The organism is Pseudomonas sp. Ag1 (assembly GCF_000278565.1).
Classification (GTDB): Bacteria; Pseudomonadota; Gammaproteobacteria; order Pseudomonadales; family Pseudomonadaceae; genus Aquipseudomonas.
On record NZ_AKVH01000113.1, the window covers coordinates 385,487 to 401,317 of the forward strand.

Sequence of the window (15,831 nt, forward strand, 5' to 3'; positions counted from 1 at the left end):
CAATCGGAGCAAGTGAATAGTGCCGCGTGCCGTTCTACGTCTTGTACTTAAGCTGTAGTTGGCGAATGGGCTCGGCGCCAGCATCGCATAGCTAAAGTCGGGATTGAAACAAAACTGTCATGAAATCAGCTTTTTGCAGATGAAAAAAAGGGGCTCTAAAGCCCCTTTTTCAGCAGCGGGTCCAGGTTATTGACCCGGAATGTCCTTGCGCAGTTTCACAGGGTCCTGCTGTTTCTTCTTTTTCGCGATGGCGGTACGCATCTTGATGTTCACCGCTTCAACCGCCAGGGAGAACGCCATGGCGAAGTAAACGTAGCCTTTTGGCACGTGAACGTCGAAGGCTTCGGCGATCAGCACAGTACCTACCACCAGCAGGAACGACAGCGCCAGCATCTTCAGCGACGGGTGTTTGTCGATGAAATCGCTGATGGTGCCGGCGGCCAGCATCATCACCAGTACGGCGACGATGATCGCGGCCACCATCACCGGTACGTGGGAAACCATACCAACGGCGGTAATCACCGAGTCCAGGGAGAACACGATGTCGATGATCGCGATCTGGATGATGGTGTAGATGAACTTGCCACCGGCGCCCTTCGGCTCGTCGTGGGTTTCGTCTTCACCTTCCAGGGCGTGGTACATCTCCTGGGAGCTTTTCCACAGCAGGAACAGGCCACCGAAGAACAGGATCAGGTCGCGGCCGGAAATGCCTTGGCCGAACACCACGAACAGATCGTCGGTGAGGCGCATGACCCAAGTGATCGACAGCAGCAACAGGATCCGCGTGACCATCGCCAGCGCCAGGCCGAAGATCCGGGTACGCGCCTGCATGTGCTTGGGCATGCGGCTGACCAGGATCGAAATCATGATGATGTTATCGATGCCCAGGACGATCTCGAGGGCCGTCAGGGTGAAGAAGGCAATCCAGATTTCCGGATTGGTCAGCCATTCCATGTGTATTCCTTTGAGCGAGTGTTAGACCGCGCCAGCCTTAAGAGCCGGCGCAGTGAGTTGTACGATTATAGAGTGCTGAACAGCGGAAAAATCCCCATCAGCAAAGCGGCGACCATTATGCACAGGCACACCAGCACCGCCCACTTGAGGGTGAAGCGCTGGTGATCGCCAAATTCGATACCCGCCAGGGCTACCAGCAAGTAGGTCGATGGAACCAGTGGGCTCAACAAGTGCACAGGCTGGCCAACGATTGAGGCGCGGGCCATTTCCACGGCAGTGATGCCGTAGTGGCTGGCGGCTTCGGCCAGTACCGGCAGAACGCCGTAGTAGAAGGCATCGTTGGACATGAAGAAGGTAAACGGCATGCTCACCAGCGCGGTGATCACGGCCAGATAAGGCCCCAGCGCGTCAGGGATGACGGCCAGCAGGCTCTTGGACATGGCATCGACCATGCCGGTACCGGACAGGATGCCGGTGAAGATACCGGCGGCGAAGATCAGGCCGGTGACCGCCAGGACGCTGCCGGCATGGGCTGCGATCCGGTCTTTCTGCATCTGCAGGCATGGGTAGTTGACGATCATCGCGATACTGAAGGCCACCATGAACAGTACTGGCAGTGGCAACAGGCCGGCGATCAAGGTGCACATCAGGGCGAAGGTCAGTGCGCCGTTGAACCAGATCAGTTTCGGACGGCGGGCGTCCGGGTATTGCGAGACGCTGATTTCGCTGTGGTCGATTTCATCGCCTTGCAGGTGCAGCTCGCCCAGGCGTGCCCGTTCGCGCTTGCCGTACATATAGGCAATCACCAGGATGGCGACGACGCCGGCGGCCATGGCTGGAATCATCGGGACGAAAATATCCGATGGGTCCACGTGCAATGCACTGGCGGCGCGGGCGGTCGGGCCACCCCATGGGGTCATGTTCATCACCCCACCGGCGAGGATGATCAGGCCGGCCATGATCCGCGGGCTCATGCCGATGCGCTGGTACAGCGGCAGCATGGCGGCCACGCAGATCATGTAGGTGGTGGCGCCGTCTCCGTCCAGTGATACCACCAGGGCCAGCACGGCGGTGCCGACCGAGACCTTCAGCGGGTCGCCCTTGACCAGCTTGAGGATCTTGCGCACGGCCGGGTCGAACAGGCCGGAGTCGATCATCAAGGCGAAATAGAGGATGGCAAACATCAGCATTACGCCGGTCGGCGCAAGCTTGGTGATGCCCGCGAGCATCATCGGGCCGATCTGCGGGGCAAAGCCGCCGAACAGCGCGAACAGGATCGGTACGATGATCAGGGCGATCAGCGCAGACAGGCGCTTGGTCATGATCAGGAACATGAACGTGATGACCATGGCAAAGCCAAGGAAAGTCAGCATAGGAATACTCCAGGCGTAGCGCGGCTAGGGAATGGCGAACCGGTTGGGTCAGCGCAGAACGAAAGGCACGAGGCTTACGGGTGGAGTCGGGGCAAACAGGCGGGTACGAGCGGACATCGGGAATCACCATTGTTGTTGTTAACAACCGGTCTGTTGCCGGTAGTGGTGGGCGATCCTAGTCCCGGAAGCTTTCAGCCAGCTTTCGCTTGAGAAACGGGCTACGTTGAATGGACGACTGGTCCTGTGTGAAATAAGGATGTGGGAGACAGAGCATGCATGAGCAACACCAAGGCGGCTGCCATTGCGGGCGGGTGCGTTATCAGTTCAGCGGGGCGTTGGTGGATATTGCCCACTGCCACTGTTCGATTTGCCGGCGGGTCAGCGGCGGCTTGGTGACGACCTGGATCACCCTGCCCCGTTCCGCGTTCGCCTGGGTGGCGGGAACGCCGGCGCAGTACGAATCTTCGCCGACATGCGTGCGGTATTTCTGTTCTAACTGTGGGGCGCATTTGGCGCTGGTAACGCAACTGAGTGCCGAGAGTATCGATGTGACCATCGCAACCCTGGATCACCCGGAGCTGGCCCCGGCAGATCGGCACATCTGGGTAGAGAGCCGATTGCCGTGGTTACACCTGGATGAGCAACTACCGGAAGAAGCCGGAGAAGCGCTCTAGGGCAGTTCGAACCCGCCGGAGGCCTTGTGCAGTGCGCGCAAGTGCTCGCCTAGCTGCTTGAGGTTGGCTTCACATGCGGCAATCTCCGCCGCGCGGGCCGGTTCCAGCAGCGCCCTCACCTCTTTGTCCAGATCGCCGGTCAGCGACTGCAACTGCTTCTGGCGCGCGGCGCTCTCTGATTCCAGGCGTTTGGATTCTGTTGGTTGTGGCAAGCCGTAACCGCTGGTGCCCAGCAGCTCTGCCGGGCGACTGAGGAAGCCACTGTTGGCGAGGATCTGCTGCAACGTCGCGTTGGCCTTTTCCATGCCGCCGTTCTTCAGCTCGCGGGCGCCAAGGTAGCGTTGCTTGACTTCATCCTGGGCCAGCATGAGCTGCTTGCGGAAGCTCGCCTGTTCCAGCAGCAACAAGGCGGCGCTGGCGCGCAGGTCGGCTTCGGCGAACCATGGGCGGCGCTCTTCGGCACTCAGTGACAACCAATCCTCCACTTCAGCCTGTTTGATCGGCAGGCGCTTTTTCAACACCTCGAACATCGCCTGGTAGCGCTCGCGGAAGGAGTCGAAGTGATAGCCGAGGCGCAGCGCGCGTTTTTTGTCGTCCAGCACACTGGTATCGGCCAGGCCTCGGCCCTTGAGGGCTTCCAGCAGGCCATTGGGCGTGATGTTGTCCAGGCCGGTCAGCTGCGGGTTGGCGCTGCCGCTGCGTAACAGTTTCAGGCTCTCGACTGCGCAGTTGTTGGAGATGAAGAAGTAGTTGCCGTCGTAGCTCCAGTGCATTTCGGCGGCGTGTTCGACGGTGTCGTTGATCTCCTGGCGCGTGAGCTTCAACGGCACCGACGCCAGGCCGCGCAGCTCGGTCTTGGTGTACTCGTCGATGACCTGAGACAGCGGCAGCACGAACAGCCGCGACGGGTATTTGCCGATCAGGCCGTCCCAGCTCGACAGTTGTACGTCACCGACAAACGCGCGGTAGGACAACACCAGGTGCTGGTCCAGGTCCAGGCGGCAGTCCGGGCCCCGTGGCCGGCCGGGGGCGCAGATCACCAGGCGCAGCATGCTGTGGCCCCAGCGACTCACGAGGTTCTGGTTGGCTTCGGCCAGCAGGTAGTCGATTTCGTAGACCCGCTCGGGGTCGACCTGGCCCAGTGGAGTCTTGGCGAAGTCGTTGCCGGCGTTGAGGAAGGCGTAGGTTTTGGCACAGGTGTCCTGGGCGGGCGGCGCCCAGCCAAAGTGTTCCTTGTAATAGCGGTACAGCGAAGGCCGGCGGCAGGCATAGCTCGGGTCGAGGAGGAAGTACTCCATGTTGACGGCGACGAATTCCAGCGGGCTGGTGGTTTCGTAGATGTCCGGGCTGCGGGCGACCTGATGGTTGTTCTGTTCACGTTCGCCGCGACGGCCAACGTATTGCGGCCACCCGGCGAGGTCCAGCAGGCGTGGGTCATCGCTGAGGGTAAAGCGGCGGTCGTTCTGGCCCCGGCATTGATCGGGCAGGCCGATCAGGCCGGTGATGTTGTTCTGGCGGCTGCAACGCTGGATCAGCTTGCGGTCGGCGCTGGACCATAGGCGGGCACGGTCATAGATGTGGGTCAGTTCATGCAGCACGGTGGCGAGCATTTCCCGGCGCACGGTGCCGTGGGGGCGATTGGTTTTTTGCGTCGCGGCACTGCCGTCGGTAAGGCTTTCCAGCAAGTTGCTGTTGAGGTCCAGTTCGGACACCAGCGAAGCCTGGCCGTAGGCGTTCTCGGGCATCTTGTCGGTCCAGCCGACGTCGATGGTCCGGTCCAGTTGCTCGATGAAGCGCGGCGGCAACGCCTGCATCGCTTCATCCAGCAATGCCTGGCTCGCCTGCTGCTGGGCCGGGCTCAAGCCATCGGTCTTGAGCCGCAGTTGCAGGGCGGCCTGAGCCGCGCTGGCGCCCAGCAGCAAGGTGCCGGCCAGTAGCCAGGCGGCAATGCGCCTCACAGAGAGAGGATAGCTTCGGCGAGGACCTGGTCGCTGGCGTCGCGGGCTTCCGGCACGCGGGTTCGCAGGGTGTCGAAGGCGGCTTCCAGTTGAGCGCCACGAATCTCGCCATTGCTGGCAACGAAACTGGCGGCATCGTCGTGGGCTTCGCGTACGACTTTGGAGTCGCGGATGGACGTGGTGGTGTCCGAGGTGAAATCGATGGTACGGGCCGAGGCTCGGACGATGATGTTACTGGTGGCCTTCAGGGTTTGTGCCTGGGCAACACCGGCCAACAACAGCAGGCCGAGAGCGGCGGCGATCAGCGGGCTACGCATGGAATGACTCCGAAATACAAAGATGATTATTGGACGAGAATTGCTTGCGCCAGTTCAAGGTCACTGGCGTTAAGTTTTGGCTGGGTATGGCGCAGATAATCCAGCGCTGATTCCAGTCGGGCTCCCCGCCATTGGCCGTCAGTGGCAATGAAAGCGGCAGCGTCATCCTGGGCGGCCAGTATCAGTTTATGGTCGAACGGTGCGGAGGTCACTTTGCTGGTGGCATACGCACTGACAACGAGGCTCTGGGTGGACAGGTCAAAGGCCGGAGCTTGCGTGGACCAGCAGGTGCAAAACACTACGGGAGCGATCAACAGGCGGTATGAAAAAGCCATGGGACTCGACAACTGAAAACGAGCGCCAAGGCTAGCGCAATGCCCGGGCGAGAGCCAGCGCGGAGGGTTCGGGGAGCGCCTGGCGCCCCCTTTATCCCACCTGCGGTCAGATGGCCAGGATCGCCTGGGCCAGCTGCGCGTCAGTCGCGGTATTCAGTTGTGGAGCCTGTTGGCGGATCTGGGCCAGGGCGCTTTCCAGTTTTACGCCACGGATGGCGCCTTCGCTGGCAACGAAGCTGGCGGCGTCGTCACGGGCGGCACGTACGACCTTGTTGTCACGCAGGGAGGAAGTGGCATCGGAGGTGGCGTCTGAGGTGGCTTTCAGTGCGCCGACGATCGAATCCGTGGTCACGATCAGGCTGGAGGCGTTGGCATTGGCAGCCAGGGCCAGCAGGGCTGCAGCGCTCAGCAGGTGAAGACGGGACATGGGGTGACTCCTGTAAATGAACGAAAGGGTGGCACAAAGCTACTGCTTGAGCAGCGAGACCATGGGCATCAGACGCCCGTTCTACAGGGTTCGCCACGTGGTAGCCGGATATTAGCCGCCGCTTATCTGTTCGGATAGCTTCCTGCGGTGATTACTCGCGCCAGAACGATTTGGCCAGCTCAGATGCCCGGTCGCCGTGACTGATACCCGCATCGGACAATTCCCGCGGATCCAGTTGAGCCAGCAGCCTGCGTGTGCGGGCCCGTTGCCCCCAGCAGACGAGTGCTGCAGCGGTGCGCTTGAGTAGCTGTATCAACCGAGGGTGTTGCTGGTTTTTGGTATTCATGACGCGCGCCTTTCATGAGGTCCTGGAACACCATCTTGGGCTGGAGGGTGCTACCGGTACAGATACACGCGGGTTAAATTGTACTGCTTAATTGTTACATTTTTTAAACTGTATCGGTCTGTAGAAAGCCGACTGTTTTCGCCATTGAAAATCCAATCCCCAGAAACAGCAGAACCCGCCGCCGGTTACCCGGGGCGGGTTCTGCTTTAACAATTCGGAGTGCTGGCGGTGGACCCGGTGGGTCAGGGCCAGCGGACGCTAATTAGCGCCAGAACGGCTTGCTCAGCTCTTCGTAGCGTTGTGCTTCGCTGATACCGGCGTCAGCCAGCAGACGCGAATCCAGACGAGCCAGTTGATGGCGGCTGGAGATGCGGCGCTGCCACAACATCAGGTTGGCGAGAACGCGCAGAGGCAGGGAAGCCTGGGTGTTTACAGCTTTTTCTTCGAAGAACAGATCGGAACTGAGTGTACGTTCCATGATGACATCCTTCCGCTTGTGGCGGGATTAGGTAGTGGTTTAACTGGTGCCAATGATCCTCCTCCCAGGCAAGACTCTCTAGATACAGTTCACCTGTATTGTGAGGGGCCAGTTAACTGTTTATAGGGGCTGTACTGTACGAAATTGGGGCAACTGTACCTGTCGGCACTTTTATGGTGCGTTTTAGGCGTTTATGGAGTTCGAGGTAGGATATTTCAGTAGGAAATGACCGGTACAGAAGTACAGTTTTTTATAAAAGTTGGGCTCGGAAGCTCGGGCTGATGAAACTGTGTTTGCATCAGCCCGAATCTGTATCAATCACGCCTTCAGCATATGCCCGGTTTCTTCCAGGTTGATGTGCCAACTCAGTGCTTCTCGCAGGATATGCGGGGTGTGCCCGCCCAGCAAACAGGCTTGGGTGAAGTAGGTGTTCAGGGCATCGCGGTACGCCGGGTGCACACAGTTGTCGATGATGACCCGGGCCCGCTCCCGCGGCGCCAGGCCCCGCAGGTCCGCCAGGCCGACCTCGGTCACGAGGATGTCGACGTCATGCTCGGTATGGTCCACATGGCTGACCATTGGCACCACGCTGGAAATCGCGCCGGCCTTGGCAATCGACTTGGTGACAAAGATCGCCAGGTGCGCGTTGCGCGCAAAGTCGCCCGAGCCGCCAATTCCGTTCATCATCCGGGTGCCGCAGACGTGGGTGGAGTTGACGTTGCCATAGATGTCGAACTCCAGCGCGGTGTTAATGCCGATGATGCCCAGGCGCCGCACCACTTCCGGGTGATTGGAGATTTCCTGGGGCCGCAGCACCAATTTGTCTTTGTAGCGCTCCAGGTTGCCGAACACGTCGGCGTTGCGCCGTTCCGACAATGTGATCGAACTGCCTGAGGCAAAGCTCAGCTTGCCTGCGTCGATCAGGTCGAATGTGGAATCCTGGAGGACTTCCGAATACATCGTCAGGTCTTCGAAGGGCGACTCGATCAAACCGCACATCACCGCATTGGCAATGTTGCCGATGCCTGCCTGCAGTGGGCCGAGCTTGTTGGTCATGCGTCCGGCGTCGACTTCTTCTTTAAGGAAGTTGATCAGGTGATTGGCGATCGACTGGGTGTCGCTGTCGGGCGGCGTCACGGTGGAGGCCGAATCCGCCTGATTGGTGATGACGATCGCGACGATCTTCTCCGGCGGAATCGGAATCGCGGTGCTGCCGATACGGTCGTCCACGGCCACCAGCGGAATTGGCGTGCGGGTCGGGCGATAGCTCGGGATATAGATGTCGTGCAGGCCTTCCAGGTTCGGGTTATGCGCCATGTTGATCTCGACGATCACCTGCTTGGCGAAAATCGCGAAACTGGCGGAGTTGCCCACGGAAGTGGTTGGCACAATGTGGCCTTGCTCGGTGATCGCTACGGCTTCGATCACCGCGATGTCCGGTAGCTTGAGCTGATTGTTGCGCAGCTGCTCGACGGTTTCCGACAAATGCTGGTCGATAAACATCACCTCGCCGGCGTTGATCGCCTTGCGCAGGGTGCTATCTACCTGGAATGGCATGCGTCGCGACAGTACACCGGCTTCGGTCAGTTGCTTGTCCAGGTCGTTGCCCAGGCTGGCGCCGGTCATCAGGGTAATTTTCAGCGGTGATGTCTTGGCGCGTTCGGCCAAGGCGTGGGGCACGGCCTTGGCCTCACCGGCGCGGGTGAAGCCGCTCATGCCGACGGTCATGCCGTCCTGGATCAGTGCGGCAGCGTCAGCCGCGCTCATGACCTTGTTCAACAACGAAGGCAAGCGGATACGATCACGGTACATGGATTGTTATCTCGGGCTACGGAAGCAAGATGCGCAGTCTAGTGATTTCAAAAAATTTCGTCCCGCTACCATGGTCGAATGCCAGGCAGCGATTTAGAGCCTTTTGTCGGTTTTTACCGGCAATAAAAAACCCCAGCCTACTAAAGGCCAGGGTTTTGGGTATTGCGCTGGCGCAGTGTTTATTCGACGGCCTTGACCATGTCTTCGATGACCTTCTTGGCGTCGCCGAAGACCATCATGGTCTTGTCCAGGTAGAACAGTTCGTTGTCCAGGCCGGCATAGCCGCTGGCCATCGAGCGCTTGTTGACGATGATGGTCTTGGCCTTGAACGCTTCGAGGATCGGCATGCCCGCGATGGGCGACTTGGGATCGTTCTTGGCGGCCGGGTTGACCACGTCGTTGGCGCCTAGCACCAGCACCACGTCGGCCTGGCCGAACTCGGAGTTGATGTCTTCCATCTCGAATACCTGGTCGTAAGGCACTTCTGCCTCGGCCAGCAATACGTTCATGTGACCAGGCATACGGCCTGCAACCGGGTGGATCGCGTACTTCACGGTCACGCCGCGGTGGGTCAGCTTCTCGGTCAGCTCTTTCAGCGCATGTTGTGCCCGTGCCACCGCCAGGCCGTAGCCCGGTACGATGATTACGGTGTCGGCGTTGGTCAGCAGGAAGGTTGCATCGTCAGCCGAGCCGGATTTCACCGGGCGCGCTTCTTTCGAGCCGGCCGGGCCGGCGGCGTCTGCCGTGTTGCCGAAACCGCCGAGCAGTACATTAAAGAAGGAGCGGTTCATCGCCTTGCACATGATGTACGACAGGATCGCACCGCTTGAACCCACCAGCGAACCGGCGATGATCAGCATCGAGTTGTTCAGCGAGAAGCCGATCCCCGCCGCAGCCCAGCCGGAGTAGCTGTTGAGCATCGAGACGACCACCGGCATGTCGGCGCCGCCAATCGGGATAATGATCAGCACGCCCAGCACGAACGCCAGGGCCAGCATCAATGCGAAGGCGCTGAGGTTGCCGGTGAACATGAAGGCCAGGCCCAGGCCCAGCGTCAACAGCCCCAGCACCAGGTTCAGCTTGTGCTGACCGCCGAACTGTACTGGTGCGCCCTGAAACAGGCGGAACTTGTACTTACCCGACAGCTTGCCGAAGGCGATGACCGAGCCGGAGAACGTAATTGCACCGATGGCTGCACCGAGGAACAACTCCAGGCGGTTACCGGCGGGGATCGAATCCCCCAGGTGTTTCACGATACCCAGCGACTGTGGTTCCACGACTGCGGCGATGGCGATAAACACTGCAGCCAGGCCGATCATGCTGTGCATGAACGCCACCAGCTCCGGCATCTTGGTCATTTCCACGCGCTTGGCCATGATCGAGCCGGCGGTGCCGCCGACCAGCAGGCCAACGATGACGTAGCCAATGCCGGCAGTGGCCAGCTCGGCGCCGAGCTTATAGATGAGACCCACGGTGGTGAGCACCGCCAGCGCCATGCCGAGCATGCCGAACAGGTTGCCGCGCCGGGACGTCGTCGGGTGTGACAGGCCTTTAAGGGCCTGGATAAAGCAGATCGACGCGATCAGGTAGAGCGTCGTGACCAGATTCATGCTCATGACGATGGCGCCTCTTCTTTTGCTTTCGGGGCTTTCTTCTTGAACATCTCAAGCATCCTGCGGGTAACCAGGAAGCCACCGAACACGTTGACCGCCGCGAGGGCTACGGCCAGGGTGCCCATGGTCTTGCCCAGTGGTGTCACGGTGAGTGCGGCTGCCAGCATGGCGCCGACGATCACGATCGCCGAAATTGCGTTGGTCACGGCCATCAGCGGGGTGTGCAGGGCCGGGGTGACGTTCCAGACCACGTGATAACCGACATAAATCGCCAGCACGAAGATGATCAGGTTGTAGATACCGGGGGAAATAAGCTCTTCCATCGTCTGAATCCCTGCTTAGGCGTTTTTGCGGATGACTTGGCCGTCGCGGCACATCAGGCACGCGGCGACGATGTCGTCTTCGAGGTTGATTTCAAACTGCCCTTCCTTGGTGAAGACCAGCTTCAGGAAGTCCAGCAGGTTGCGTGCGTACAGCGCCGAGGCATCGGCGGCGACGGCGCCGGCCAGGTTGGTCGGGCCGCAGATGGTCACACCGTTTTCCACGACCACCTGGTCTGCCACGGTCAGCGGGCAGTTGCCGCCTTGTGCTGCGGCGAGGTCGATGACCACCGAGCCTGGCTTCATCTGAGCGACGGTCTCGGCGCTGAGCAGGGTCGGTGCCTTGCGACCCGGAATCAATGCGGTGGTGATGACGATGTCGGCTTGCTTGGCACGTTCATGCACGGCCAGGGCCTGGCGCTGCATCCAGCTTGTTGGCATTGGGCGCGCGTAACCGCCCACGCCAACCGCGCATTCACGTTCTTCATCAGTTTCGTATGGCACGTCGACGAACTTGGCGCCCAGGGATTCGATCTGTTCCTTTACCGCCGGACGCACGTCGGACGCTTCGATGACCGCACCCAGGCGTTTCGCGGTAGCGATCGCCTGCAGCCCTGCTACACCAGCTCCAAGAATCAGCACGCGAGCGGCTTTCACCGTACCGGCGGCGGTCATCAGCATTGGCATGAAGCGTGGGTAGTGATGGGCGGCGAGCAGTACAGCCTTGTAGCCGGCAATGTTTGCCTGGGAAGAAAGCACATCCAGGCTCTGCGCGCGGGAGGTGCGCGGCGCGGCCTCAAGGGCAAAGGCCGTGATGCCATGCTCGGCCAGTCGAGTGATGGTTTCGTTGCTGAACGGATTGAGCATGCCCACCAGCACTGCGCCGCTTTTGATCAGCGTCAGTTCGCTGTCATTGGGGGCGACCACCTTGAGGATCAGCTCGGCGCCGAATGCATCACTGGCGCTGCCAATGGTTGCGCCCGCTGCTTCATAGGCACTGTCGACGACACTGGCATTGATGCCTGCCCCGCTTTGCACAGTGACCTTGTGGCCCTGGCCGATCAGCTTCTTGATGGTTTCCGGGGTGGCAGCCACCCGCGTTTCACCGGTCTGGGTTTCGAGAGGAACACCAATGTGCACGTCAAATCTCCTGCATGATCTTTTTGCTTTGATTTTTGTAAAAGGCCAGTGCGCCACGACAGGCGAATCTGGGCGGCCGATCAGCACGATCCCGCTGAAATGCAGCGGGGCGCGGCATTTTGCAGGCGAACTTTACGGCCTTCAAGAGATTATGACGGGTGACGAAAAATTAACTACAAGTCACCCCGTAACTGATTGTCGCAATGGATAGATTAAAGTCGTTTAAATACAGGAGATTAAAGGGTTTTTACCGAAATATCAGCGCTTCTCCATCGCCGACGTGAATGCTTGGGCATCGCTGCAATTTTATGGCTACAGGCCAATACCTACATGGCTTAAAGGCCATTTCAGGGTCAAAAGATGCGGTCTTCTAAATTGCGACATATATATACATATGTAGGTATTTTATTTTGTTGACTACAAAGTTAATAAATTGACGAAGACCCTTTAGATATTGGGGTTGTAACGATGCGACTGATCAATCAGCCAGTCCCTGAACGCATGCAGAGAAGCTGATTCGACCTTTCTCTCGGGAATCATCAGGTAGTAAGCCTTTGAGCTCGCCAGTACCTGAGGGCTGGCAATCACCAAGTGCCCATCGCTCAGTTCCCTTTGAATAAGGAACGGCGGTATCAGTGCAATGCCCATATCGTGCATGGCTGCCTGGGACAACATGGAGAATAGCTCGTAACGCGGGCCTGTCATGTCGCGGGGTATGTCCAGCTGTTGCGCGTTGAACCACTGGCGCCAGGCATAGGGTCGAGTGGTTTGTTGCAGCAGGGGCAGTTCGGCGATTTCGTGTGCAGTGAAGTGCGTGCGACCGTCCAGCAAGCGCTGGCTGCATACCGGGAGCGGGTTTTCTCCCATCAGTTTGTGGGATTCGGTACCGGACCAGTCGGCATCGCCAAAGTAGATTGCCGCGTCGAATTCGGTATCGGCGAACAGGAAAGGCCGTGTGCGGTTGGTCAGGTTGACGGTGACTTCGGGATGCTGGTGCTGAAAGTCCTTGAGGCGTGGGATCAGCCATTGGGTGCCGAACGTCGGGACCACCGCCAGTTCAATAACGTTGGTGCCCTGCTGTCCCATGATCGAAAGGGTGTCGCGTTCCACGGCGTCAAGTTGCGTAGCCACCCGGCGACTGTAGGAAAGCCCTGCTTCTGTCAGTTTCACGCCCCGGCGCGAGCGTCGAAACAGCTCGACACTTAAAAACTCCTCAAGACTGGCGATTTGTCGGCAGATTGCGCCCTGGGTGATCGAAAGCTCCTGTGCCGCCTTGGTAAAGCTCTCGTGGCGGGCTGCAGCCTCGAAACTGACCAGCGCCGTGGTGCTGGGAATTTTTCTGCGCATGTACCGTGACCTCACAAGTAAAGAGCATCTATGCCGCTTTTGAATGTTACGGAGTGAGAAATTAGCACAAGGCTATGCAAAATCCTCGTTTGCCCTCCTCGCCTGCCCGGCCTAGGCTCCATGCACGACTTTTGATTTACTTCGCGAGGACTCACTCATGGGCGGTAAGGCAAGCTTCAACTGGATCGATCCACTGCTGCTGGATTCACAGCTCACCGAAGAAGAACGCATGGTGCGCGACAGTGCCCAACAGTTCGCCCAGGACAAGCTGGCGCCCCGTGTTCTCGAAGCCTTCCGCCATGAAAAGACTGACCCTGCGATCTTCCGCGAAATGGGTGAGACCGGCCTGCTGGGGGCGATGATTCCAGAGCAGTACGGTGGCAGTGGATTGAACTACGTCAGCTATGGCCTGATCGCTCGTGAAGTAGAGCGTGTGGACTCTGGCTACCGTTCGATGATGAGTGTGCAGTCCTCACTGGTGATGGTGCCTATCAATGAATTCGGTACCGAAGCGCAAAAGCAGAAATACCTGCCGAAGCTGGCCTCTGGTGAATGGATTGGCTGCTTTGGCCTGACCGAGCCTAACCATGGTTCCGACCCGGGCGCGATGATTACCCGCGCGCGCAAAGTGGATGGCGGCTACAGCCTCACTGGCAGCAAGATGTGGATTACCAACAGCCCGATTGCGGATGTGTTCGTGGTGTGGGGCAAGGACGATGCGGGCGATATTCGCGGCTTCGTTCTGGAAAAGGGTTGGAAAGGCCTGAGTGCTCCGGCGATCCACGGCAAGGTCGGATTGCGCGCCTCGATCACCGGTGAAATCGTCATGGATAACGTGTTTGTTCCTGAAGAGAACATCTTCCCGGATGTGCGTGGCCTGAAAGGACCGTTCACTTGCCTTAACTCGGCACGCTACGGGATCTCGTGGGGTGCCTTGGGGGCCGCGGAGTTCTGCTGGCATACCGCGCGTCAGTACACCCTTGATCGCCAGCAGTTCGGGCGGCCTTTGGCGGCTACTCAACTGATCCAGAAGAAGCTCGCAGACATGCAGACTGAAATCACCCTGGCGCTGCAAGGATGCCTGCGGTTGGGTCGTATGAAGGATGAGGGCACTGCGGCTGTGGAAATCACCTCGATCATGAAGCGTAACTCGTGTGGCAAGTCGCTCGACATTGCCCGGATGGCGCGTGACATGCTCGGTGGTAACGGCATCTCGGATGAGTTCGGCATTGCCCGCCACCTGGTCAACCTTGAAGTGGTGAATACCTATGAGGGTACTCACGACGTGCATGCATTGATCCTGGGGCGAGCGCAAACCGGTATTCAGGCGTTCTATTAATAGGAGAACGACCATGGGCGCGCTTTCGCACCTGCGGGTACTGGATTTGTCGCGAGTGCTGGCGGGCCCTTGGGCCGGGCAGATACTTGCAGACCTTGGCGCTGAAGTGATCAAGGTCGAGCGGCCCGGGAATGGCGACGACACTCGTGCCTGGGGGCCACCCTTCCTCAAGGATGCGTATGGGGAAAACACCACTGAGGCGGCGTATTACCTGTCTGCCAATCGCAACAAGGAATCGGTGACGATCGACTTCACGCGGCCGGAGGGCCAGAAGCTGGTGCGTGACCTGGCGGCGAAGTCCGACATTCTGATCGAGAACTTCAAGGTAGGCGGCTTGGCGGCCTATGGGTTGGACTATGAGTCGCTCAAGGAGCTCAATCCGGAGTTGATCTACTGCTCGATTACCGGGTTTGGTCAAACCGGGCCCTATGCGACGCGGGCGGGCTACGACTTCATGATCCAGGGGCTTGGCGGGCTGATGAGCCTGACTGGCCGCCCGGAGGGTGAAGACGGCGCCGGACCGGTTAAGGTTGGCGTGGCGCTGACGGATATTCTTACGGGGCTTTACTCGACAGTTGCGATCCTGGCGGCCATGGCTCACCGGGATCATGATGGTGGCGGCCAGCATATCGATATGGCATTGCTGGATGTGCAGGTGGCTTGTCTGGCTAATCAGGCGATGAACTTCCTGACGACGGGCGTCTCTCCAAAGCGCCTGGGTAACGCTCATCCGAATATCGTTCCCTATCAGGATTTTCCTACGGCGGATGGCGACTTCATTCTTACTGTGGGTAATGATGGGCAGTTCCGCAAATTTGCCGAAGTGGCTGGGCAGCCCCAGTGGGCGGATGATCCTAGGTTTGCTACTAATAAGCTGCGAGTGGCTAACAGGGCGGTGCTGATTCCGTTGATCCGTCAGGCTACCGTGTTCAAGAGCACGGCTGAATGGGTGGCTCAGCTGGAGCGAGTAGGTGTGCCTTGCGGCCCGATCAATGACCTGGCGCAGGTGTTTGCCGATCCTCAGGTAAAAGCGCGCGGGTTGGCGATGCAGTTGCCTCATGCGTTGGCTGGTACTGTGCCCCAGGTGGCAAGTCCTATGCGCCTGTCCAAGACGCCTGTTGAATACCGCAGCGCACCTCCGCTGTTGGGTGAGCATACCCATCAGGTGCTGCAGCAAGTGCTGGGTTTGACGCCAGCGAATGTGTCGGCTTTGAGGGAGGCCGGGGTCATCTGAAGCTTCTCTTCTATATAGAGGGTTGTTGAGGCTCTCTATATGGAGGGAAGTTGGTCGGTTTTTAGCCAGAAATGCCTATTTGATAGAAAAGCTGAATTAAGGGTTGACGGCAGATTCTGGAAGTCTATAATTCGCCCCACTTCCGGCGCAGTCGAAACGGAAAA

Annotated in this window: 16 protein-coding genes; 3 read left to right on the plus strand and 13 right to left on the minus strand. The window is 59.1% G+C overall.

Features of this window, described 5'->3' with window-relative positions:
• Window positions 1–186: 186 nt before the first annotated feature.
• Complete coding sequence (locus A462_RS00080; protein ID WP_003214768.1) at window positions 187–954, minus strand: TerC family protein; 768 nt, start codon at window positions 952–954, stop codon at window positions 187–189.
• Window positions 955–1,019: 65 nt separating this feature from the next.
• Entirely contained in the window at window positions 1,020–2,327 is a 1,308-nt protein-coding gene (locus A462_RS00075) for a CitMHS family transporter (RefSeq protein WP_003214766.1), read from the minus strand.
• Between the two features lie 272 nt (window positions 2,328–2,599).
• Here A462_RS00075 and A462_RS00070 point away from each other — a divergent pair, with 272 nt between their 5' ends.
• Window positions 2,600–3,001 carry a GFA family protein gene (locus tag A462_RS00070; protein ID WP_008439652.1) on the plus strand — a complete coding sequence of 134 codons (402 nt, stop codon included), beginning with the start codon at window positions 2,600–2,602 and terminating at the stop codon, window positions 2,999–3,001.
• Here the strand turns inward: A462_RS00070 and A462_RS00065 are convergent.
• From A462_RS00065 to A462_RS00015, 11 genes are all read right to left on the minus strand, one after another.
• A complete protein-coding gene (locus A462_RS00065) occupies window positions 2,998–4,959 on the minus strand; it encodes a DUF7844 domain-containing protein (RefSeq protein ID WP_008439653.1) in 1,962 nt (653 codons plus the stop codon). The two genes, A462_RS00070 and A462_RS00065, sit on opposite strands and share 4 nt — an antisense overlap.
• On the minus strand, window positions 4,956–5,276 hold the full coding sequence (locus A462_RS00060; protein ID WP_003214760.1) for a DUF2388 domain-containing protein: 321 nt from the start codon (window positions 5,274–5,276) through the stop codon (window positions 4,956–4,958). Before A462_RS00060 ends, A462_RS00065 begins: the two co-directional genes overlap by 4 nt.
• A gap of 26 nt (window positions 5,277–5,302) precedes the next feature.
• A complete protein-coding gene (locus A462_RS00055; protein ID WP_008439654.1) occupies window positions 5,303–5,611 on the minus strand; it encodes a DUF2388 domain-containing protein in 309 nt (102 codons plus the stop codon).
• Window positions 5,612–5,717: 106 nt separating this feature from the next.
• Window positions 5,718–6,038: a DUF2388 domain-containing protein gene (locus tag A462_RS00050; RefSeq protein WP_008439660.1), complete on the minus strand. Its 321-nt coding sequence runs from the start codon at window positions 6,036–6,038 to the stop codon at window positions 5,718–5,720.
• A 151-nt stretch (window positions 6,039–6,189) separates the two neighbouring features.
• The gene (locus A462_RS00045; protein WP_003214754.1) at window positions 6,190–6,384 is read right to left on the minus strand and encodes a DUF1127 domain-containing protein; all 195 of its coding nucleotides are present in this window, start codon (window positions 6,382–6,384) and stop codon (window positions 6,190–6,192) included.
• 262 nt (window positions 6,385–6,646) lie between these two features.
• The gene (locus A462_RS00040) at window positions 6,647–6,862 is read right to left on the minus strand and encodes a DUF1127 domain-containing protein (RefSeq protein WP_003214752.1); all 216 of its coding nucleotides are present in this window, start codon (window positions 6,860–6,862) and stop codon (window positions 6,647–6,649) included.
• Between the two features lie 318 nt (window positions 6,863–7,180).
• Window positions 7,181–8,674: an acetyl-CoA hydrolase/transferase family protein gene (locus A462_RS00035; protein WP_008439663.1), complete on the minus strand. Its 1,494-nt coding sequence runs from the start codon at window positions 8,672–8,674 to the stop codon at window positions 7,181–7,183.
• Between the two features lie 179 nt (window positions 8,675–8,853).
• The gene (locus tag A462_RS00030; protein WP_003214748.1) at window positions 8,854–10,290 is read right to left on the minus strand and encodes an NAD(P)(+) transhydrogenase (Re/Si-specific) subunit beta; all 1,437 of its coding nucleotides are present in this window, start codon (window positions 10,288–10,290) and stop codon (window positions 8,854–8,856) included.
• Entirely contained in the window at window positions 10,287–10,610 is a 324-nt protein-coding gene (locus A462_RS00025) for an NAD(P) transhydrogenase subunit alpha (protein ID WP_008439664.1), read from the minus strand. The genes A462_RS00030 and A462_RS00025 overlap by 4 nt, the downstream gene beginning before the upstream one ends.
• 15 nt (window positions 10,611–10,625) lie before the next feature.
• Window positions 10,626–11,747, minus strand: a complete 1,122-nt coding sequence (locus A462_RS00020) for a Re/Si-specific NAD(P)(+) transhydrogenase subunit alpha (protein WP_008439665.1) — start codon at window positions 11,745–11,747, stop codon at window positions 10,626–10,628.
• A gap of 447 nt (window positions 11,748–12,194) precedes the next feature.
• Window positions 12,195–13,094, minus strand: coding sequence for a LysR family transcriptional regulator (locus A462_RS00015; RefSeq protein ID WP_008439666.1), 900 nt, complete (start codon window positions 13,092–13,094; stop codon window positions 12,195–12,197).
• 157 nt (window positions 13,095–13,251) lie between these two features.
• Here A462_RS00015 and A462_RS00010 point away from each other — a divergent pair, with 157 nt between their 5' ends.
• Both A462_RS00010 and A462_RS00005 read left to right on the plus strand, forming a co-directional pair.
• On the plus strand, window positions 13,252–14,433 hold the full coding sequence (locus A462_RS00010) for an acyl-CoA dehydrogenase (RefSeq protein ID WP_003214743.1): 1,182 nt from the start codon (window positions 13,252–13,254) through the stop codon (window positions 14,431–14,433).
• Between the two features lie 13 nt (window positions 14,434–14,446).
• Window positions 14,447–15,667, plus strand: a complete 1,221-nt coding sequence (locus A462_RS00005) for a CaiB/BaiF CoA transferase family protein (protein ID WP_008439668.1) — start codon at window positions 14,447–14,449, stop codon at window positions 15,665–15,667.
• The last annotated feature ends 164 nt before the right edge of the window (window positions 15,668–15,831 follow it).